This window comes from Janthinobacterium sp. RA13, assembly GCF_000745325.1.
Lineage (GTDB): Bacteria > Pseudomonadota > Gammaproteobacteria > Burkholderiales > Burkholderiaceae_D > Janthinobacterium > Janthinobacterium rivuli.
On record NZ_JQNP01000001.1, the window covers coordinates 4,103,912 to 4,124,458 of the forward strand.

The following is a 20,547-nucleotide window of genomic DNA, read 5'->3' on the forward strand; positions in this document are numbered from 1 at the left end:
TTAATGGCGTATTGTAGTGCAGAAACGCCAACCTCTGCTGAGACACCCCTTGGGACAGGCCCGTAAAGGGGAAGAATACAACACTAATGAATCGAAAGTCAGATATTGTAGTGGAAATTCGGCCGCCACATCGCGTCCCCGTCCGATGACATTCACAGCTGTTGACTTGACAAGTAAAAATAACAAAGGCCACGTCGCGATCCGCGCCGTGGCCCTGGCAAAAAACGGACAATTGCTCGTTTTTTTTAACGCGGCAGCAAGGATGCGCCCATCAGGAACTCATCGACGGCGCGCGCACACTGGCGCCCTTCGCGGATGGCCCAGACCACCAGCGACTGGCCACGGCGCATGTCGCCGGCCGCAAACACTTTGGCCACCGAGGTCTGGTAGCAGCCGGCGCCATCCGTTGTCGCCTTGACATTGCCGCGCGCATCCGTATCGACGCCGAACGCTTCCAGCACTTGTTGTACTGGTGAAACAAAGCCCATGGCCAGAAAGACCAGATCCGCCTTCATCTCGAATTCCGAGTTTGGCACTTCGCTCATCTTGCCGTCTTTCCACTCGACTCTGCAGGCGATCAGCTTTTCCACCTTGCCGCCCTTGCCTTCGAAACGTTTGGTGGCCACGGCCCAGTCGCGCTCGCAGCCTTCCTCGTGCGAGGACGAGGTGCGCAGCTTGGTCGGCCAGTACGGCCAGACGAGCGGCTTGTTTTCCTGTTCCGGCGGCTGCGGCATCAGTTCGAACTGGGCCACCGAGGCGGCGCCATGGCGGTTCGAGGTGCCGACGCAGTCGGAACCCGTGTCACCGCCGCCGATCACCACCACGTGCTTGCCCGTGGCCTTGATCTGGTCCTTGAGCTTGTCGCCCGCGTTGACCTTGTTTTGCAGCGGCAGGAAATCCATGGCGAAATGCACGCCTTTCAGTTCGCGGCCCGGCACGGGCAAGTCGCGTGGCTGCTCGGCGCCGCCGGCCATGATGACGGCGTCAAATTCTTTTTCCAGGTCTTCCGGGAAAATGGTTTCCTTGGCCCAGTTATTCACGTGGGCAGGGAAATCCTTGCCCACCAGCACGCTGGTGCGGAACACGACGCCTTCGGCTTCCATCTGTTTCACGCGCAGGTCGATGTGCGACTTTTCCATCTTGAAGTCGGGGATGCCGTAGCGCAACAGGCCGCCCACGCGGTCGCTCTTTTCAAACACGGTGACGGCGTGGCCGGCGCGCGCCAGCTGCTGCGCCGCCGCCAGGCCGGCAGGACCGGAACCGACGATGGCCACTTTCTTGCCGGTACTGAAAGGGGCCGGCTGCGGCGTGACCCAGCCGTGTTCCCAGCCCATGTCGATGATTTTATGTTCGATCGACTTGATGCCGACCGGATCTTCGTGGATGCCCAGGGTGCAGGCCGATTCGCATGGCGCCGGGCAGATGCGGCCCGTAAATTCCGGGAAGTTATTCGTCGAATGCAAGACGTCGAGCGCTTCGCGGTAGTTACCGCGGTACACCAGGTCATTCCAGTCGGGAATGATGTTATTCACGGGGCAGCCCGTGGTGCAGAAGGGAATGCCGCAATCCATGCAGCGCGCGCCCTGCACCGTCGCTTGCGCGTCCGACAGGTGCAGCACGAATTCCTTGTAGTTCTTCAGGCGCGCGGCAGGCTCCAGATAGTGTTCGTCCTGGCGCTTGAATTCCATGAAGCCGGTAATTTTACCCACGATAGTTCCTTTGTATTTTTAGCTGGCGGGAGCGGCGCGGCCGCTCCCTTCACATTCATCTCGGCTGGCTCAGGCGGCGACGGCTTGCACTTCCATGGCGGCGTCAGCTGCCATCTCGATCAGCGCGCGCTTGTATTCGTTCGGGAAGACTTTCACGAACTTGCCGCGCGCCGCGGCCCAGTCATCCAGCAGGACACGGGCGCGCGTGCTGCCCGTGTGCTTGAAGTGACGCTCGATCAGGCGCTTGAGGATGACCTCGTCCGCTTCCGGCACGCCTTCGCGGTGCTGCGTATGCCAGGCGTCGCGGTCGAGATGCTGTTCCGCTGCGGACACGACCTTGTCCAGGCTGACCATGGCCGTGTTGCACTTGCTGGCAAAGTCGCCGGCAGGGTCATACACATAGGCGATGCCGCCCGACATGCCGGCCGCGAAGTTGCGGCCCGTATTGCCCAGCACCACCACGGTGCCGCCCGTCATGTATTCGCAGCCATGGTCGCCCAGGCCCTCGACCACCGTGGTGGCGCCCGAGTTGCGCACGGCAAAGCGTTCACCGGCCACGCCATTGAAGAAGGCTTCGCCGGCGATGGCGCCGTACAGCACCGTGTTGCCGATGATGATGTTGTCCACGGCCCAGCCGCGGAACTCGGTATTGGGCCGCACGATGATGCGTCCGCCGGATAAGCCTTTACCCACGTAATCGTTGCCCTCGCCCACCAGGTCGATCGTGATGCCGTGCGCCAGGAAGGCGCAGGCCGACTGGCCCGCCGTGCCTTGCAGCTGGATGTGGATGGTGTCATCCGGCAAGCCGGCGTGACCGTATTTCTTCGCCACCTCGCCGGACAGCATGGTGCCCACCGTGCGGTTCAGGTTGCGCACGGGCGAGATGAAGGAGACGCGCTCGCCCTTTTCCAGCGCCGCGCGCGCTTGCGCGATCAGCTTGTGATCGAGCGCCTTTTCCAGCGCATGGTCCTGGAATTCCACGTGGCGGCAGGCCTGGCCATCCGGGGTTTCCGGCTTGTAGAAGATGGCCGAGAAGTCCAGGCCTTGCGCCTTCCAGTGCGAAATCGCCTTCGATTTGTCGAGCAAGTCGACGCGGCCGATCAGTTCGTCATACGTGCGGATACCCAGCTGCGCCATCAACTGACGGGCTTCTTCGGCCACGAAGAAGAAGTAATTGACGACATACTCGGGTTTGCCCGAGAACTTGGCGCGCAGCACCGGATCTTGCGTGGCCACGCCTACTGGACACGTGTTCAAATGGCATTTGCGCATCATGATGCAGCCTTCGACCACCAGCGGCGCCGTGGCGAAACCGATCTCGTCGGCGCCCAGCAAGGCGGCGATGACCACGTCGCGGCCCGTCTTCATCTGGCCGTCGGCCTGCACGCGAATGCGGCTGCGCAAGCCATTCAAGACCAAGGTTTGTTGCGTTTCTGCCAGACCCAGCTCCCACGGCGTGCCCGCATGCTTCACGGACGACAATGGGGAGGCGCCCGTGCCGCCGTCATGGCCGGCAACGACGACGTGGTCGGCTTTCGCCTTGGTCACGCCGGCGGCCACCGTGCCGATACCCACTTCCGACACCAGTTTGACGGAAATCGAGGCGCGCGGATTGGCGTTCTTCAAGTCATGGATCAGCTGCGCCAGATCTTCGATCGAATAGATATCGTGGTGCGGCGGCGGCGAAATCAGGCCCACGCCCGGCACGGAAAAGCGCAGGCTGGCGATGTATTCGGACACTTTATGACCAGGCAACTGACCGCCTTCACCCGGTTTGGCGCCCTGCGCCATCTTGATCTGGATCTGGTCAGCCGAGTTCAGGTAGGCGGCCGTGACGCCGAAACGTCCCGACGCCACCTGCTTGATGCGCGAACGCATGGAATCGCCTTCCTGCAGCGGAATATCGACGACGATCTGCTCGGCGCCCACGATGGACGCCATGGTGTCGCCCTGGCGGATCGGGATGCCCTTCAATTCCTGCGTGTAGCGGTTCGGATCTTCGCCGCCCTCGCCCGTGTTCGACTTGCCGCCGATGCGGTTCATGGCGACGGCCAGGGTCGCGTGCGCTTCCGTGCTGATCGAGCCGAGCGACATCGCGCCGGTAGCAAAACGCTTGACGATTTCCTTGGCCGGTTCCACTTCATCGAGCGGGATCGCCTTGGTCGGGTCGAGCTTGAACTCGAACAGGCCGCGCAGGGTCAGGTGGCGACGGCTCTGGTCGTTGATGATTTGCGCGTATTCCTTGTAGCTGGAGAAATTGTTGCTGCGCGTGGAATGCTGCAGCTTGGCAATCGCGTCCGGCGTCCACATGTGGTCTTCGCCGCGCACGCGGAAGGCGTACTCGCCACCCGCGTCGAGCTTGTCGGACAGCACGGGATCGTTGCCAAAGGCCAGCGCGTGCAGGCGCAGCGCTTCTTCCGCCACTTCAAACACGCCGATGCCTTCCACGTTCGAGGCCGTGCCCTTGAAGTATTTGTCGACCAGCGACTTGTTCAGGCCGATGGCTTCGAAGATTTGCGCGCCGCAGTACGACATGTAGGTCGAAATGCCCATCTTCGACATGACCTTCATCAAGCCTTTACCCACCGCCTTGGTGTAGTTATAGATGGCTTTGTCGCCCGACAAGTCGCCCGGCAAGCCGTGCGCCATCTCGGCCAGGGTTTCCATGGCCAGATACGGGTGAACGGCTTCCGCGCCGTAGCCGGCCAGCAAGGCGAAGTGGTGCGTTTCACGGGCCGAGCCCGTTTCCACGACGAGGCCGGTGGACGCGCGCAAGCCCTTGCTCACCAGGTGCTGGTGCACGGTGGAGGTGGCCAGCAGCGCCGGGATCGCCACCTGGTCTGCGCAAATGGCGCGGTCCGAGACGATCAGGATGTTGTGGCCGGATTTCACGGCATCGACGGCTTCCGCGCACAGCGAGGCCAGGCATGCTTCCACGCCTTCCTTGCCCCAGGCCAGCGGGTAGCAGATGTCCAGTTCGTAGGACTTGAACTTGCCGCCCGTGTGGGCGCTGATGTTGCGCAGACGGGCCATGTCGTCAAAGCCCAGCACGGGCTGCGCCACTTCCAGGCGCATCGGCGGATTGACGTTGTTGGTATCGAGCAAGTTCGGTTTCGGGCCGATGAAGGACACGAGCGACATCACCATCGCTTCGCGGATCGGGTCGATCGGCGGGTTCGTCACTTGCGCAAACAGCTGCTTGAAGTAGTTATACAGCGGCTTCAATTTGTTCGACATGACGGCCAGCGGCGAGTCATTGCCCATCGAGCCCGTCGCTTCTTCGCCGGCCACGGCCATTGGCGCCATGAGGAATTTCAAGTCTTCCTGCGTGTAGCCGAACGCCTGCTGGCGGTCGAGCAACGATGGCTGCTCTTTTTCGCCCTGGGCGCGGTCCAGCTTGGCCTGGCCTTCGGCCAGCTTGATCTCGTCGAGCTTGATGCGCACGGAGTTGATCCACGCTTTATACGGCTTGGCGTTGGCGTAAGTGTTTTTCAGTTCCTGGTCGTCGATGATGCGGCCCGCTTCCAGGTCGATCAGGAACATCTTGCCAGGCTGCAAGCGCCATTTCTGGATGATTTTCGACTCGGGGATCGGCAGCACGCCCGATTCCGACGCCATCACCACCAGGTCGTCGTCCGTGACGATGTAGCGCGCGGGACGCAAGCCATTGCGGTCCAGGGTGCCGCCGATGTGGCGGCCATCCGTAAACGCCATGGCGGCGGGGCCGTCCCACGGTTCCATCATGGCCGCGTGATATTCATAGAAGGCGCGGCGGTTGTCATCCATCGTCGTGTGGTTTTCCCACGCTTCCGGAATCATCATCATCATCGCCTGGGCGATCGGATAACCTGCCATCAACAGCAGCTCGAGCGCATTGTCGAAGCACGCCGTGTCGGACTGGCCTTCATAGATCAGGGGGAACAGCTTTTGCAGGTCGTCGCCCAGCACGGCCGACTTCATGACGCCTTCGCGCGCACGCATCCAGTTGAAGTTGCCTTTGACGGTGTTGATCTCGCCATTGTGCGCGATCAGGCGGTACGGGTGGGCCAGCGGCCATTCCGGGAAAGTATTCGTCGAGAAACGCTGGTGCACGAGGGCCAGGGCCGAGATGCAGCGCGCGTCCTGCAAGTCCTTGTAGTACACGCCCACCTGGTCGGCCAGCAGCAAGCCCTTGTACACAATCGTACGGGCCGACATCGACGGCACGAAGAATTCCTTGCCGTGCAGCAGTTTCAAGGCCTGGATGGCGTGGCCCGAGGATTTGCGGATCACATACAGTTTGCGCTCGAGCGCGTCGGTGACCATGATGTCCGGACCGCGGCCGATGAAGATCTGGCGAATGACGGGCTCTTTGGCGCGCACGGTGGGCGACATCGGCATGTCCGTATCGATGGGCACGTTGCGCCAGCCCAGCACGACTTGTCCTTCGATGCGCACGGCGCGTTCGATTTCCTGTTCACAAGCGATGCGCGATGCGTGTTCCTTCGGCAGGAAGACCATGCCCACGCCGTATTCGCCAGGCGGCGGCAATTCCACGCCCTGCTTGGCCATTTCTTCGCGATAGTATTGGTCAGGAATCTGGATCAGGATGCCGGCGCCATCGCCCATCAGCGCATCGGCGCCCACGGCGCCCCGGTGATCGAGGTTTTTCAGTATCAGCAAACCCTGTTCGACGATCGAATGGGTCTTGTTGCCCTTGATATGGGCGACGAAACCGACGCCGCAGGCATCGTGTTCATTGGCTGGGTCGTACAGGCCTTGCGCTTTCATGGGCTTCTCCGCTGCATATGACTATCGAAAAACTAGAGTAGTGCAACGCAACAAAAAACTCAACCACAACAATTAGGGTCGGAGTCGAATTAAATTCTATTCCATCGCTCTAAAATTTTAATAGGGACATAGTCGAAGCAATTTCAATAAAAGCGCGGAAAGGAACCATTTTTTGTTTTAAATGCGAATGCTTTTCAATTGGCGTGCGCAGCGGCCACGATTTTGCGGGGACGGCCGCGCTTGGCAGGCAGCACTTGCCGCTGCATTTTCTGCTCCAGCGCCTGCTTGAAAGCGTCGGAACCGAGCGGCCAGCCCTTCAGCACAGCCTGCTCCACGACCCTCACCTGGCTGCTGCCCAGGCCTTGCTCGAACAGGCGCAGGTACGCCGCCTCGCGGTCGAACGGCGTGTTGCCCAGCGCCCAGTACAGCGCGTGGTCGGTGATGACGGGATCAGGTCGCACGCCCGCATGGTGGGCATAGCTGGACCAAGCATGGTCGAGCGCCTGAGGCGCCAGGCCCGTTTGCACGGGCACGCATTCCAGGTAGCGGCAGCAAGTGAGGAAGAAATTGTCGGGATCGATGACGGATGTTTTGTAGCGTCCCTGCCACAGTGCGCCTTCCCGGCCGTATTTCTGGTTGAAATACGGCACGTAATAGCGTCCCAACCACTGCATCAGCTGCCCCAGGCCCGTCGCATCGCCGGGCGTGACCAGCAAATGTAGCTGATCAGGCAATAAAACGTAGGCGTGAATGGCCACCTTGAACATTTTTGCCCCGGTTTTCAGCCAGGAAAGAAATTGCGCGTAGTCAAGCGCGTCCTGGAACACGGGCTGGCGGTTGCTGCCGCGCTGGATCACGTAATGGGGCAGTGCTGGAATGATGAGGCGGGGCAAACGGGCCATGGCAAGCGTCAGTAAAATAGGCTAAGGCCTTGATTTTACACACTTACTGCACAAGGCGCGACTCTGACCCTGTTTTATTTGGCATACTGGAAAAAGCGGTTGACTCTGTCCCTTTTATCGCGCCGGCCACTTGCGGACGCCGCAATAGGGACTATCAGGACAGGTTGAAACTGGCCGACAGGCTGTAGCCCTCGCCATACGCGCTGCGCAGCGGCAAGTCCTGACCCAGGCCCGTCTTGGCTTTCTTGCGCAGACGGTACACGAGCATGTCGACTCTGCGGCCCGCATCGGGATCTTCGCCGCCCATGCCGGCCACGATGACGTCGCGCGGTACGGGGCGGGTGTTGATGGTGAGCAGGTGCAGGAAGTTGAATTCCTTCTCCGTCAAGGCGATCACGGCGCCCATCAGCTCAAGTTGGCGCGCGCTTACTTTCAAGGTCCACTTGCCCGGCTCGGGTACGGGATCTTGCGGACCGACGCGGCGGTCGAGCGCCTCGATGTGGGCGGCCAGTTCGGGGAATTTGATCGGCTTGGTCAGATAGTGGTCGGCACCGAGGCGCAAACCCAGGATGCGGCTGTCGAAAGCGACACGCCCCGTCAGCACCAGCACGCCGATTTGCGGATACAGCTGGCGCATGCGGGGGATGACGTTGAAGCCGTCTTCATCAGGCAAGCCCAGGTCCAGTACGACCACGCCAACATTGCCATGACTCAACGCGGTCCACATGCCGCCAGCGGAGCTGGTGATATGGACTTCGTGTTCGAGCTCTACGAGGAACTCCGCCATGTCTTCGGCGTAGTCGAGATTGTCTTCGACGATCAGTATTTTCGTCATTGCAACGCCATTCTTCCGTTAGTGAGCACACCGAGGGCAAAATCATGCCATGCACTTCTACACCATCATGGACGGCACAATAGGTTTACGTCAAGGAATTATCACGGTTGCCTTCAGCGGAAGCAAGGCTTTTCCTTGTCTAGACAGGAAGCGGCAGCCAAATCCGGAAAAGCGCCCCTCCTTCGGGCAGATTATGCCCCTGCAAACTCCCGCCATGCACCTCCACCACGGCGCGCGCCATGTACAGGCCCAGGCCCGCACCGGGATGCGTGGCATCGATTCCACGGAAACTTTTGTCGAACAGCTGCGCCAGTTCCTCTTCCCGCAAGCCGGGACCCGCATCGCGCACGCACAGCGCCACGCCGCCCTCGGGCACCAGCCTGGCCGACAAGGCGATGGCGCTGCCCGGCGGGCTGAACTTGACGGCGTTGTCGAGCAGAATTTTCAGGCACAGGGCCATGCCGGGCACGTCGCAGCGCAGCCTGGCCGGCAAGTCTTCGTCGAGTTCCAGCTGCACCGTGTGGCTGGCCGGCACGGTGGCGGCCGCTTGCTGCAGCAAGGCCAGCGGCGCGATGCCGTCGACGGTCCGCTCGCGGCCGATGGCCGCCATGCGTTCAGGTGACAGGTAGTCGTCGATCATGGACAACAAACGGTCGACGGCCGTCTGGATTTTCACGTAGCGCTTGCGCGTGGCCTCGTCCGCTTGCGTGGAAGTCGAGACGAGGCGCTGGATGGCGCCGTCGATGGTGGCCAGCGGCGTGCGAAATTCATGCGACAGCATCGAAGCGAAGCGCTTCTGCTCCTTTTCCCGCTCGGCTTCCTGCGCCTCGATGGCGCTGACGTCGCGCACCGTGCCCGCCAAGGTCACGCCCCGCCCCGCCGCCGCGGGCACGATGGTCGAGCTGATTTCCAGCGCCAGCAAGCGACCGTCGGCGTGCGGCAATTCCACTTCGCGCAGCAAGGTCAAACGGCTGGTATCGCCATCGCGCCAGCGTTGCAGCCGGGCCGGCACGTCTTGCGCCAGGCGCGCCGCGTGGCTCTGCAAGGCGGCCAGGTCATGGCCCGTCAGGCGCTGCGCGGCAGGGCTGATGTAGAGCATTTCGAGGCTGGTGGCGTCGAGCAGGAAGGCCGCGTCGCGGCCGTGCTCGGCCAGCAGGCGGAACTGCGTCTCGCCCGCCCGCGCGCGCAGCAGGGCGCGGCGCAACTGGACGAAACGCAGCGCCATGAGGATGACGCCGGCAAGCAGCAGAAGGAGAAAGGGCAGCATGCGTTATACCTGGCAGGAAAGAAGCGCCAAGTATAAGCGTGCGGCGGCGTTAATCTTCCAGTGGGGCGAAAATCTGCTGCAAGTCTTCCTGCGTGAGGGCCATCTTCTGCGATTCGCCTTCGGCCAGGATCGATTGCGCCAGCTCCGATTTCTTTTGCTGCAGCAGCTGGATTTTTTCTTCCAGCGTGCCCTTCGCGATCAATTTGTAGACGAACACGGGCTTGTCCTGGCCGATGCGCCAGGCACGGTCCGTGGCCTGGTTTTCCGCCGCCGGATTCCACCACGGGTCGTAGTGGATCACCGTGTCGGCCGCCGTCAGGTTCAAGCCGACGCCGCCCGCTTTCAGGCTGATCAGGAAAATCGGCACGGCGCCCTGCTGGAAGGCCGCCACTTGCGCGCCCCGGTCTTTCGTTTCGCCCGTCAGCAAGGCGTAGGGAATGTCGCGCGACTCGAGTTCTTCCTCGATCAATTCCAGCATGCTGGTAAATTGCGAGAAGACGAGGATTTTGCGCCCTTCGTCGAGCAAGTCTTCCACCATCTGCATCAGGTCGAGCAGCTTGGCCGAACCGGCCGACTGCTTCTTCGCCGGCAAGGATTTCACCAGGCGGGGGTCGCAACACACTTGCCGCAGTTTCAGCAACGCTTCGAGGATGACGATCTGGCTGCGCGCCACGCCCTTCTTGTCGATTTCTTCGCGTACTTTTTGATCCATCGCCAGACGCACGGTTTCATACAGGTCGCGCTGCGGCCCCGTCAATTCCACCTTGCGCACCATTTCCGTCTTCGGCGGGAGCTCTTTGGCCACATTGTCCTTCGTGCGGCGCAGCAGGAAGGGCTTGATGCGGCGGTTCAGCAGCATGCGGCGCAGCGGGTCGTCCTGGCGCTCGATCGGATGACGGAACTGGGTATTAAACGTCTTCTCGTCGCCCAGCAAGCCCGGCAGCAGGAAGTGGAATTGCGACCACAGCTCGCCCAGATGGTTTTCCAGCGGCGTGCCGGACAAACACAGGCGGTGGCGCGCGCGCAGCAGGCCCGCGCTTTGCGCCGCCTTGCTGCGCGTATTCTTGATGTAATGCGATTCGTCGAGGATAACCAGGTGGAAATCGTGCTCGCGCAAAGTTTCCTCGTCGCGCGGCAACAGAGCGTAGGTCGTCAGCACCAGGTCGCATTGATCGATCTGGTCGAATTGCTGGGCGCGGTCCTTGCCTTGCAACAGCAATACTTTCAGGCTGGGCGCAAATTTGGCCGCCTCGTCCTGCCAGTTGCCCATCAAACTCGTCGGTGCGATCACCAGCGCCGGATGCGTCAAACGGCCCGCTTCCTTTTCCACCAGGATATGCGCCAGGGTCTGCACGGTTTTACCTAAGCCCATGTCATCGGCCAGGATGCCCGCCAGGTCATGGTCGCGCAGGAATTGCATCCACGCCAGGCCATCGGCCTGGTAATCGCGCAAGGTCGCCTGCAAGCCGGCTGGGGCCGCCACTTTTTGCACGGAGCCGAACTGGCTCAGCTTGCGGCCCATGGCGCGCAACTGCTCGCCGCCCGTCCACTGCATCTCCAGGCCGCGCGCCAGCTCTTCCAGGCGGGCCGCATCCAGGGTCGACATGCGCACCGCATGTTTGATCTTGTCACTGAAATACAGTTCCCCCAGCGTGTTCAGGATGGGGCGCACACGGCCCCACGGCAGGGCCACGCGCGTGCCATCCGGCAAGGTTGCCAGCATCTGGTCATCGTCCGCATGCGCGTCGATGACTTTCGGGTTGAAATCGTTGGGCGCGTTGCGGATCAGCTGCACCAGCACGGGCAGCAGCGGCACTCTTTCGTGATTGACGACGATGCCCAGTTCCAGCTCGAACCAGGCGTTGCCGCTGTCCGGGTCCTGGTCGTCGATGTCCGCGTACCAGTCGCCCACGTCGCTGACGTCATAGCGGTACTTGGCCGTTTTTTCCACGATCCAGCCCTGCTCCAGCAAGGCATCGATGCCGGACTCCGCAAAGCGCAGCCATTCCGCCTGGGACGGCAGTTGCAAGGCGCCCTTCAAGCCGCTCAAGGGGGCCGAGCCCGGCTTCTTGAACTGCAGCTCGGCCAGGGTGGCCAGCGCGCGCGCTTCGTCGAGCGTGTTTCTCTGGATGATTTCCGTCACCTCGCCCACTTGCCGCACCACGCGCTGCGACGGATCGAACGCGACGCGCTCGCCATCGTAGTCGTAGGACAGCACGGCGAAGTCGCTCCAGCGCTGGATGCTGCCATCGGCCAGCATGGCGCTATCGAGCAGCAAGACCGGCTGCGCCGGCACATCCTTGCGCAAGCGCTGCGGCAACGGCTGCGGCAGCGGCATCAAATGCTGCAAGCCCTGCGCCAGCAGCAGTTGCGACACGCGCACCTTGTCGTTCGCATTGAGCGGCGGCGCCTGCGCCACCAGCGCCTGCAAATCGGCCAGGGAAATGTCGGAGCCGCCCTGGTTCAGTTCCAGCACGCCGCACGACAGATTGTCGATGTACCACGGCGGATCCGTGGGCAGCATGTAGTCGATCTGGTCGGCGCCATGGTGCTTCGCGCCTTCCGGCGGGTCCACTTGCCAGCCCAGGCGCATGGTCTTGCCTTCGTCGCGCCAGAACAGGCGGGCGGGACGCACGGGACCTTCCTTCAACGGGTACACGAGACCATTGCCGACGTCGGCCCAGGAATTGGCCCACAACAGTTTATCTTGCTCGGCCAGCATTTTCAGCAGGGCCGCGCCCACCTTGCCCTTCGGCTCCGTGGCGCTGCCCGTCTGCGAATTCTGCCCGCTGCGCATGGCCACGAAGAAACGCACGAGGTCTTCGTCGGCCGGTGTCAGGAATGTGGGCGGCGCCGACAGCAGCGAAAAGATCTCGCTGATGGGGGATGCCGCCGCCACGTCGCCATTCGGCCGCAGCCGCGCCTTGTACAGGCACAGGGCCACGTGGCGGCCACCGCTGGTGGGCGCCAGCACGTAGATCAGGCGATGCGCGTTGAGTTTGGGGTCCGGCTCGGCAATCGTCAGCACGGCTTTCGGATGGGCGGCAGCCTCCACCCGCTGCAGCCAGGTGGCGACGGCATACGGCAAAGGCGCTCCCGGCGCGCTGGCCGGGGCAACTGGGGTTTCACTGGTTTCGTCGCGGGTAAAATCCATGGGGCGCATATTTGTGTAAAGGTCGTATCCAAATCGGCAACAGGCAATATTATCCGCCATACGGCCGTTGCTGGCTTGATTCACACACGCTCTTTGAGCAGTTTTAATGCGCGATGCCTAAAAAATAAGTATTTAATACGACACTTGGGACCCGCAGACGGCAAAAATGGCCCGTCACGGGCCATTTTTGCCGCCGCTCGACGATGTATCAGGCCGGCACAGTTTCTTCTTCCGCCACGCTGGCGGCTTCGACTACCGGTGCGGTGCTCGTATCGGCTGGCGTAAAGTTGCGCAAAAACAAGAAGAACTGGCCCATCATCTGCGTCCACAGTTGCAGATTGATATTCAGGTACTCCTTGGTGACGCCACCGGCGACCAGCACATCCATTTCCAGCACGACGAAATCGCCATGCTGGGCCACGCGGGCAAAACGCTTGCTGCGGTGCCATTCGGCCAGCAAGCCGGCCGGCAAGTCGCCGCCCTGCACGCGCAGCGGGCAGCTCAGGGTCAGATCCGCGTATTGGCCAGGCACTGCTTCATTGCCCCACAGCACCTGGAAGCCGATACCATGGCTGGCGCTGTGCAGGCGCACGACGCCGTCGTGTTCGATGCTGGTCACGGCGCAGCCGGCCGCCTTGATGGCGTCGGCCGTTTGTTCCGCGTTCAGGGTGCTCAGCAAATTGTTGGTATTTTCCATCGTCATTCCATTCATTTCAAAAAAAATTATTGGGGGGCCGGCGTGGACGCGACCGGTGTTTCTGTTTGACGCGCATCAAAGCGGCCCTGGTACAGCTGATCGCCGTACTGCTGCGCGATTTGCTCGAGTTTTACCCGGCTTTGCGCGGCGAACGGCTGGCGCGCCTTCATGACGTCCAGCACGTCGAGCCCTTCATACGCTTGCAGAATGTCCTGCCCGGCCGCATACAGCTGGGCATTCTTGCTTTCGCAGCGCGCCAGGGCGCCCCGCTGGGCCGTCACTTCGCCGTCGAGGCGCGCACGCTCCACTTCCAGCTGCTTGCCCGTGGCGGCCAGCCGTTCGCTGGCCTGGCGGTACTGCGCCAGGCTGGCCGTTGCCTCTTGCGCGGCGGCCGTGCTGCGCTGTTGCTGCTCGCCCAGCTTTTCCCGCTGCGCACGCTCCTGCGCCAGCTGCGACTGGCTGCGCGCCAGCTCCTTTTTCAAGCCATCGCTGGCGGGCGCGGCGGCAGCGGGCGCCGCCTTGGCGACAGGTACGCCCTTGGCTTTGAGCAATTCCAGCTCGCCGCGCGTCTGCTGCAATTGCGCCGTCACGTTGCGCAACTCGGCCCGCAAGCGCTCTTCCATGCTTTGCCCCTTCTGCGCCTGGGCCGTGCCGGCGGCCAGCAAGCTCAGCAGCAGCAAAGGCAGGCGCATTTTCTTGGATATCAACATCGTGGCTCCTTAAAAACGCGCGTTCAATTCGATTTGCAAGGTGTCGATCGACAGCGCCGAACCGAACACTTCGCGGCTCGACGTCCAGCGGCCGTTCAGCCACGTGTTCTTGTCGAGCGCATACGCGCCGCCCAGGTAGTAGCCGCGCGCATTCGTGCCGCCCAGGTGGAAGGTGGAATCGTTGTAGGCGTCAGGCAAGGCGTCCGGTTCGATGCGCTTGTAGCCCAGTAAAACGTTCCAGTCGCCGCGCGCGGCCGGGCTGGCCTTGCCCAGGGTTGCCTGCAGCATGTAGGCATTGCCGCCGCTCTTGAAATCGGCTTGTGAGACGCCGCCCGTGCCGCCGAAGTTGTTCATGATGCCGCCCTTGGCGCGCGCCCACATGGCGTTCTTGTCATACGCCATGTTGCGCACATAATCGCCTTCGATGCGCAAGTCCGTGCCGCCCGCCACCTTGCTATCCCAGCGCGCATTCAGGTTGGCCAGGCGGAATTTCGAGGCCAGGCCCACGAATTGCGGCTGCGGCGTATTGGCCGGGTCCAGCGGGTTCAGGGCGATATTGCGCAATAACATCAAGCTATTGCCTTTTTGCATGCTCGATGGACGCGACCAGTCCGTGTTGCAGCCATCGGCGCCCGCGTACAGCGCGCACGGCTGCGAATACTCGCCGCTGATGTTGCGGAAGTTGTAGTAGGCCAAGGCGCCGCGCAATTGATGGTCGCTATTGATTTTCCACGAGGCGCCCACTTGCGCACCGAGCAGCCACTTGTTTTCGCTGGACATTTTTGCCTGGCTGCGGCTAGGCGCATTGTCGGACGAATACTCGAGCGGAATCAGGCCCAGGGTACCGAAAACGGTGACGTCCTTGCTGTCGCCGAGCGGTTGCTGCACCTTGGCGGCGATGCCGTCGAAATTGAGTTCGCTGGAGAACAGTTCGTCGCCGGACACGAACGGGTTATCGAAGCGGCCCGCCGTCAGTTTCAGCCAGGAAGCGGGCTGATACGACAGCCAGGCCTGGTCCAGCCAGATGTTTTTCTTGCCCAGACCGCCACCGAGGGTTTGCGTGGTGGACACGGGGCTGTCGTCATTGCCGCTGGCCAGGCGTATGCCTGCTTGCGTGGTGTCGGAAATGTCGGCCAGGATGCCCAGGCGGGCGCGCGCGCGCAGCAAATGCTTGCGGTCTTCGCGCGTGTTGAGCAACGCCGGCAGGGCCAGGTTGGTGTTCGAATTGACGTCGTAGCCGCTGCCGCTGTTGAGCGAGCGCCAGTCGATCTCGATATTGCTGTTGGCCATGTCGTAGTAGCGCGATTCGTAGCGCGCGCGCACGTCGCCTTCCAGGCGGATGCGCTTGGTCCAGGCCGGCGTTTCATTCGGCGCCGCCCAGCCGCCCGCTTTTGCTTCGGCCATGACCTGGCCCTTGATCTCGTCGCGGATCTGTTCGCGCACGGTTTGCGAAATATACGGCACGCGCACGTCGCCCGGCTGCACCTGCGCCAGGGCGGCCGGCGCGGCGGCCGGACGGGCCTGCGCTTGCGCCAGTGCTTCGCTCTGCGCCTGCGCCAGCAGCGCCTCGCCGGCATCCTTGTTCAGGGCGCCGCTCTGGATCAGGCCGCGGATCAGTTTGACCATGGTGCTGTCGGCCGGTGCCGTCTGCGCTTGTACCGCGCCTGCCGCCACGCTCAGGGCCAGGGCAGCCAGCGCCAGCGGAAGGCGGCGCAGGTGCTGTGAGGGAGAAAATAAGGAATTCATCGCTTCTTTCGGTAAATGAGGAATTGGTTCATGCGCTTACGGGCGCCGACCTTTAATGGAAACGCGGGCCGGGAAACGCAGGGACGCCGGTGGCCGCTCATCGGCGCGGAAATCGCGCACCATGGCCAGCACTTGCTCGTCCGTCTGCGCATTGCCCGTGCCTTGCACCAGGTGGACCTTCAACGTCCGGCCTTCCGCATCGAGCCACAGGTCGACGCGGATGTCGGCAAACGCCAGCTGGCGCGTGCGCGGGTCGCGGGCAAAGGCCAGTTGCAGCGCGTTGGCCACATAGCGGCCATACGATCCCGCGCCGAGGCCGCCGCCACCGCCGCCACCCGTCATGCCGCCGCCGCGCCCTGCCTGGATGCCGAAGGCGTCGCTGCCGGCCTGCGCCGCGCCGTCGATGGTGACGGGGTCGCCCTTGTCCGGCGACGGGCTTTCCGGCGCGTCATCCATGGGCTTGTCGGCCGGCGTCGGTTCCGGCTCCGACACTTCCGGCACCACCTTGTCCGGCGTCGGTTCCGGCAGTTTTTCCGGTTCCGGCGGCGGTGGCGGCGGAGGGGGCAGCATCAGCATGGGCGGGGCCGCCACTTCGCGCTTGGTGGCGGCCGTGTCCGACAGCAAATACCAGACCAGCGCGGCCAGCGCGCCGGCCAGCAGCACGCCGCCGGCCACGCCGCCCCAGCGGCGCCACCACTGCGCCGCGCCCGACGCTTCCGGGGCGGCCATCTTCATCATGTCGTCACGCTTCACCTTGCGCTCCTCATGCCGGCTTGCCGGTCACCAGACCCACCTGGTTCAGGTCTATGCGGCGCAGCAAGTCCAGCACTTCGACCACTTTCGCGTATTGCACGGCGGCATCGCCGCGCACGATCACGGGGAAGTCGGGCGTCAGCGCCTTTTCCGTGCGCAAGCGCTCTTCCAGCTCGGGCAAGGTGACGGGATAGGCGTCGAGGAAGACCTGGCCCGCGTTGTCGATGGTGATGGCCTTGGTCTTCGGTTTTTCCAGCGCCATGGCCGAACTGGCCTTGGGCAGGTCGACCTTGATGCCGGGAATGCTGGCGTTGCTGGTCAGAATAAAAATCACCAGCACCACCAGCAGCACGTCGACGAAGGGCGTGATGTTGATGCCGCCGCTACGCTTGCGGGGGGTAAACTTGGCGGAGGTGGCCATGGTTATGCGCCCCTCACGCCTGTTGCAGCACGGGACGCATCTGGCGTCCGTCGCCCTGCTCTTCAGCCAGGCGCGTGGCGAATTCGTCGACGAAGACGGCCATATCGGCGACGATGGCGTCCGAACGCGAGGACAGCCAGTTGTAGCCGAACAGCGCGGGAATCGCCACGCCCAGGCCAGCAGCCGTACACAGCAGCGCCGCCGCCATGCCCGGCGCCACCGAGTTGATGTCCACGGCGCCGGCCATGGCCGCCACGACGAACACCAGCATGATGCCGATCACGGTGCCGAACAGGCCGACGTACGGCGCGCCTTCGATGGTGGTCGACAGCCAGATCATGCGTTTCGACATGCGCTCGCTTTCGCGCACCATCACGCCATCCATGGCGGCGCGGATGGCGCCGATGGTCGCGTTCGAAACGGCATTGAGGTCGTAGCCGCGGTCGTGGCGGCGGCGCATCTCGTCGATGGCCACGTCATACAAACGCCACAGCGAGGAATCCGTCTTCACGGTGTTGCTCAGCTTGCCGTTGCGCGCCAGATGGTCGAGCGGCGCGCCGGCCGCTTCGTGGAAGGACTGCATGAATTGCGCATTGGCGCGCGAGATGGCGCCATAGCTGCGGCCCTTGCCGATCATGATGATCCACGACAAGACCATCATCAGGCCCAGCACGCCGACGACGATCCAGGCGTCGAGCGGCATGGCGGCGATGATGAAGCCGAAATGGCTTTTGCCCGCTTGCTGTTCATCGGCGCCAAACACGGCCAGGCGCGATTCGGAACCTTGCGAGACGGCGTCGGCCAGCAGCAGGGCGTCGGCGCGGGCCGTGCGCGACAGACGCAGCTCGTCGATGGCGCCCGTGAAGTTGTTCAGCGTGGAGGTACCGGCAGCGACCGGCGGCGCATCGGCGCCCACCGAGGCGGCCGTGGTGAAGGCTGGCAGCGCGGTGGCCAGCGACACGGCCGGACGGCCGCCCACGTACAGGGCCACGTTGTTCTTGTCGGCCTTGACAGCCAGGTGCGACCATTGCGCGGCCTGGATCGGTTGGCCGGGCTTGCTGCGCTGGCCATTGACCTGCACGAAAGGCACGCCCTGGTCGACGCCGATCAGCAATTCACTGGCGCCATCGCGGCGCGCATACAGCACTTGCTGCGGGCCCAGGTTGTCGGGACGTACCCAGGCGGAAAAGGTGAACGGCGCGCCGGCGGCCAGCGCCAGCGAAGGCGAGGCAGGCAGCATCAGCGGTGCGGTACCCAGGCGGGCGCCGGCGCCGATGACGGAACCGTCGAGCGCCGGCACGGCCGTCTGGGCATGGTTGCCGTAGGCGGTGCTGTCGCGCGAAGGCACGCCAGGCTCGGTGAAGTGGTACACGAGGCTGTAATCGGGGTCGAAGGTGCGCTGGCCATTGCCGGAAGCGGGCGCCTTCGGATTACCGTAGTACATCCACAACTGCTGCGGCGTACCGGCCGTCAGGGCCGGCACGTCGACCCAGATCAGGGCGATGCCCAAGAGCGGGTTGAACTGTTCGATCTGGTGGTTCAGCACCGTTTTATCGTCGCCCGCCACGAAGCGCAGGTCGGCGCCGTTGTCGCTGACGCCTTCGAAGTTGAAGTTACCCGAATGCAAGCGCAGCAGCACGGGAATGCGGCCAGGATCGCCGCCCACGGCGCCCGCCTTCGGGCCCGCGTCGACGGTGACGGGTTTGCGGTAAGCCCAGTCGGGCTGCCACCAGGCATGCGCCAGGCCGGGAACGAGCGTGCCCAGGATCGTGAGCAAAAAAAGAAAACGTTGCATGACAGTGATTCTCCGAAGAAAAGTCTAAAAAAGTGCAGTGCTGGTGAGCTGGCCCGTCAGTAGCTGGCCGACAGGTTGAAATTGATGCGGCGCACGTGTTTGTGCGTGCGCGGGCCATCGCGCAGCGGGTAAGCAAAATCGATGCGGCCATTCAGGTAGCGCAGGAACTGGAAGCTGCTGCCCACGCCCACGGAGGCCAGGCCGAACAGATCTTTCTGCTCCGGCAGCGGGTCGCGCAAGCGCAGGCGCGCGCCATCGGCAAAGGCAAACAAACGCCAGTTTTCCAGGCGGCTGAAATACGTCAGCTGGGGTGTGCGCCATTCGACCGTGCCCGAGATGCCGTAGTCGCCCGTCGCTTCGGCCGACAGGTAGCCGCGCACGGAATTGGCGCCGCCGGCGGCCATCTGCTCGCCCGACACGAGCGCCGCATCGGCCAGCTGGCCCGACATGCGCCCATGCAGCTGCGCACCGCTGCCCAGGGTGTAGGTGGCGTTGGCGTCGCCCTTCAGGACGAGGAAGCTGGGTGTAGCCTTGTAGCGCTTGTTGTCGTAGGCGGCGCTGTTGCTGCCATAGCCGAACGCGGCGCGCGTACCGGCCACCAGCGACAGGCCCAGGCCGTAGGTCGCCGCATCCGTCTGCGCAAAACCGTTGTAGGCCACGCTGAGCGGCACATATTTCAAGGGAATGCTCGAGCCGGCGCCATTCAGCTGCAGCGCTTCCTGGTTATCCTTGAAATCGATGCCGGCGCTAAAGCTGTGCCACCAGATGCCGCTGTTGGGCACCGTGTAGTTGACTTTCATGCCCAGCGCGTGGCCCTTGCCCAGCACACTGGTGCCGCCCGTGCTGGCCACGTTGCTGTTCGACTGGTAGCCCGTCGCTTCCAGGCTCCAGCCCTGCGTGCCGATGGGCGCCACGTACGAGGCGGACCACACCTTGGTCTGGTTCAGGTCGCCCGGCGTGCCGAAAAAGCTGATGGTGGCGCTATGCCCCATCTGCCACAGGTTGTCGTGGCCGACCGAGACGCTGCTGCGCAGTTTCTTGGTATCGGCGCTGTAATCATTGTTCAAGCCGACACTGGCGCGCCACGGGCTGCTGTCCTCGACTTTCAAGTCCACGTCCATGGTGCCGGGCAGGCTGCCCTGCTTGACCAGCGGCATCACCTGGCGCTTGGGACCACGGTTCAGGGCCGTCAGCTCCACTTGCGCCTGGGTAAAGTCGGGCACCTTGCCCTCCGTCAGGGCCGGCACTTGCTGGCGCACGTCGAGCGGCGAGTTGTATTGCGCACCGACCACGCGCAAGCGTCCCACCTTCGTTTCGCTCACCTGCAGCACCACCACGCCCTGCTCCACCTGCTGCTCCGGCAAGTCCACGTAGACGGACTGGTAGCCGCGGGCTTGATATGCCGCAACGAGGGCGTCGCGCGCCCCTTCCACGTCCTTCAGGGTGCGGCCCGGCCCCAGGAAGGGCGTGACCGCCTCTTCGATGGCGCGCGCATCGAGCACGGTATTGCCGCGCACCAGGTATTCCTCGATCGTCACCTGCCGTTCCGGCGCGGCCACGGGAGCGGCTGCCGGCACCGCGTCCTGCGCGCGCGCCATGCCGGGCAGCGCCAGCATGGCCAGGCACAGCATCGTCAAGGCGGTCGCGGGTGCCGCGGGTGCTGCCCCCTTGCCCTGTTTTTTCATCTCACGCATCTTCCATTCACCTTAAAATCAAACGGTTGCCCTGTGTTGCGGCGCTGGGCCGGCGTTTTTTTGTTGCTAATGCTGATCTACTGATGCCTAGACA

Annotated in this window: 13 protein-coding genes; all 13 read right to left on the reverse strand. The window is 63.2% G+C overall.

The genetic code is table 11. The features are described 5' to 3' along the window. Nucleotides 1-245: 245 nt before the first annotated feature. Entirely contained in the window at nt 246-1,709 is a 1,464-nt protein-coding gene (locus tag FG13_RS18175) for a glutamate synthase subunit beta (protein WP_035823121.1), read from the reverse strand. Between the two features lie 69 nt (nt 1,710-1,778). Continuing rightward, the gene (locus tag FG13_RS18180) at nt 1,779-6,479 is read right to left on the reverse strand and encodes a glutamate synthase-related protein (protein ID WP_035823123.1); all 4,701 of its coding nucleotides are present in this window, start codon (nt 6,477-6,479) and stop codon (nt 1,779-1,781) included. 194 nt (nt 6,480-6,673) lie between these two features. After that, a complete protein-coding gene (locus FG13_RS18185; RefSeq protein ID WP_035823125.1) occupies nt 6,674-7,381 on the reverse strand; it encodes a transposase in 708 nt (235 codons plus the stop codon). A 154-nt stretch (nt 7,382-7,535) separates the two neighbouring features. Then, nucleotides 7,536-8,216 (reverse strand): response regulator transcription factor, encoded by a 681-nt coding sequence (locus FG13_RS18190; protein ID WP_034753797.1) that lies wholly within the window; start codon nt 8,214-8,216, stop codon nt 7,536-7,538. A 139-nt stretch (nt 8,217-8,355) separates the two neighbouring features. Then, the gene (locus tag FG13_RS18195; protein ID WP_035823128.1) at nt 8,356-9,483 is read right to left on the reverse strand and encodes a PAS domain-containing sensor histidine kinase; all 1,128 of its coding nucleotides are present in this window, start codon (nt 9,481-9,483) and stop codon (nt 8,356-8,358) included. Between the two features lie 49 nt (nt 9,484-9,532). Next, the gene (locus tag FG13_RS18200; protein WP_035823130.1) at nt 9,533-12,637 is read right to left on the reverse strand and encodes a DEAD/DEAH box helicase; all 3,105 of its coding nucleotides are present in this window, start codon (nt 12,635-12,637) and stop codon (nt 9,533-9,535) included. Between the two features lie 208 nt (nt 12,638-12,845). Continuing rightward, nucleotides 12,846-13,334, reverse strand: a complete 489-nt coding sequence (locus tag FG13_RS18205; RefSeq protein WP_235211766.1) for a YbjN domain-containing protein — start codon at nt 13,332-13,334, stop codon at nt 12,846-12,848. Nucleotides 13,335-13,360: 26 nt separating this feature from the next. Next, on the reverse strand, nt 13,361-14,044 hold the full coding sequence (locus FG13_RS18210) for a hypothetical protein (RefSeq protein WP_051959211.1): 684 nt from the start codon (nt 14,042-14,044) through the stop codon (nt 13,361-13,363). 9 nt (nt 14,045-14,053) lie between these two features. Continuing rightward, nucleotides 14,054-15,790, reverse strand: coding sequence for a putative porin (locus FG13_RS18215; protein ID WP_035823134.1), 1,737 nt, complete (start codon nt 15,788-15,790; stop codon nt 14,054-14,056). A gap of 36 nt (nt 15,791-15,826) precedes the next feature. Continuing rightward, nucleotides 15,827-16,543, reverse strand: a complete 717-nt coding sequence (locus FG13_RS18220) for a hypothetical protein (RefSeq protein WP_235211767.1) — start codon at nt 16,541-16,543, stop codon at nt 15,827-15,829. A gap of 10 nt (nt 16,544-16,553) precedes the next feature. Next, entirely contained in the window at nt 16,554-16,964 is a 411-nt protein-coding gene (locus tag FG13_RS18225; RefSeq protein ID WP_034753784.1) for an ExbD/TolR family protein, read from the reverse strand. Nucleotides 16,965-16,977: 13 nt separating this feature from the next. After that, a complete protein-coding gene (locus FG13_RS18230; protein WP_035823136.1) occupies nt 16,978-18,759 on the reverse strand; it encodes a DUF2341 domain-containing protein in 1,782 nt (593 codons plus the stop codon). 56 nt (nt 18,760-18,815) lie between these two features. Then, a complete protein-coding gene (locus FG13_RS18235; RefSeq protein WP_035823138.1) occupies nt 18,816-20,453 on the reverse strand; it encodes a ShlB/FhaC/HecB family hemolysin secretion/activation protein in 1,638 nt (545 codons plus the stop codon). Between the last annotated feature and the right edge of the window lie 94 nt (nt 20,454-20,547).

What these genes read in the sequence shown, in the direction of transcription:
- FG13_RS18205 (WP_235211766.1), bottom strand. Translation starts at nt 13,334, where the DNA reads ATGGAAAATACCAACAATTTGCTGAGCACCCTGAACGCGGAACAAACG.
- FG13_RS18195 (WP_035823128.1), bottom strand. Translation starts at nt 9,483, where the DNA reads ATGCTGCCCTTTCTCCTTCTGCTGCTTGCCGGCGTCATCCTCATGGCG.
- FG13_RS18225 (WP_034753784.1), bottom strand. Translation starts at nt 16,964, where the DNA reads ATGGCCACCTCCGCCAAGTTTACCCCCCGCAAGCGTAGCGGCGGCATC.
- FG13_RS18190 (WP_034753797.1), bottom strand. Translation starts at nt 8,216, where the DNA reads ATGACGAAAATACTGATCGTCGAAGACAATCTCGACTACGCCGAAGAC.
- FG13_RS18235 (WP_035823138.1), bottom strand. Translation starts at nt 20,453, where the DNA reads ATGCGTGAGATGAAAAAACAGGGCAAGGGGGCAGCACCCGCGGCACCC.
- FG13_RS18210 (WP_051959211.1), bottom strand. Translation starts at nt 14,044, where the DNA reads ATGTTGATATCCAAGAAAATGCGCCTGCCTTTGCTGCTGCTGAGCTTG.
- FG13_RS18215 (WP_035823134.1), bottom strand. Translation starts at nt 15,790, where the DNA reads ATGAATTCCTTATTTTCTCCCTCACAGCACCTGCGCCGCCTTCCGCTG.
- FG13_RS18180 (WP_035823123.1), bottom strand. Translation starts at nt 6,479, where the DNA reads ATGAAAGCGCAAGGCCTGTACGACCCAGCCAATGAACACGATGCCTGC.
- FG13_RS18200 (WP_035823130.1), bottom strand. Translation starts at nt 12,637, where the DNA reads ATGGATTTTACCCGCGACGAAACCAGTGAAACCCCAGTTGCCCCGGCC.
- FG13_RS18230 (WP_035823136.1), bottom strand. Translation starts at nt 18,759, where the DNA reads ATGCAACGTTTTCTTTTTTTGCTCACGATCCTGGGCACGCTCGTTCCC.
- FG13_RS18185 (WP_035823125.1), bottom strand. Translation starts at nt 7,381, where the DNA reads ATGGCCCGTTTGCCCCGCCTCATCATTCCAGCACTGCCCCATTACGTG.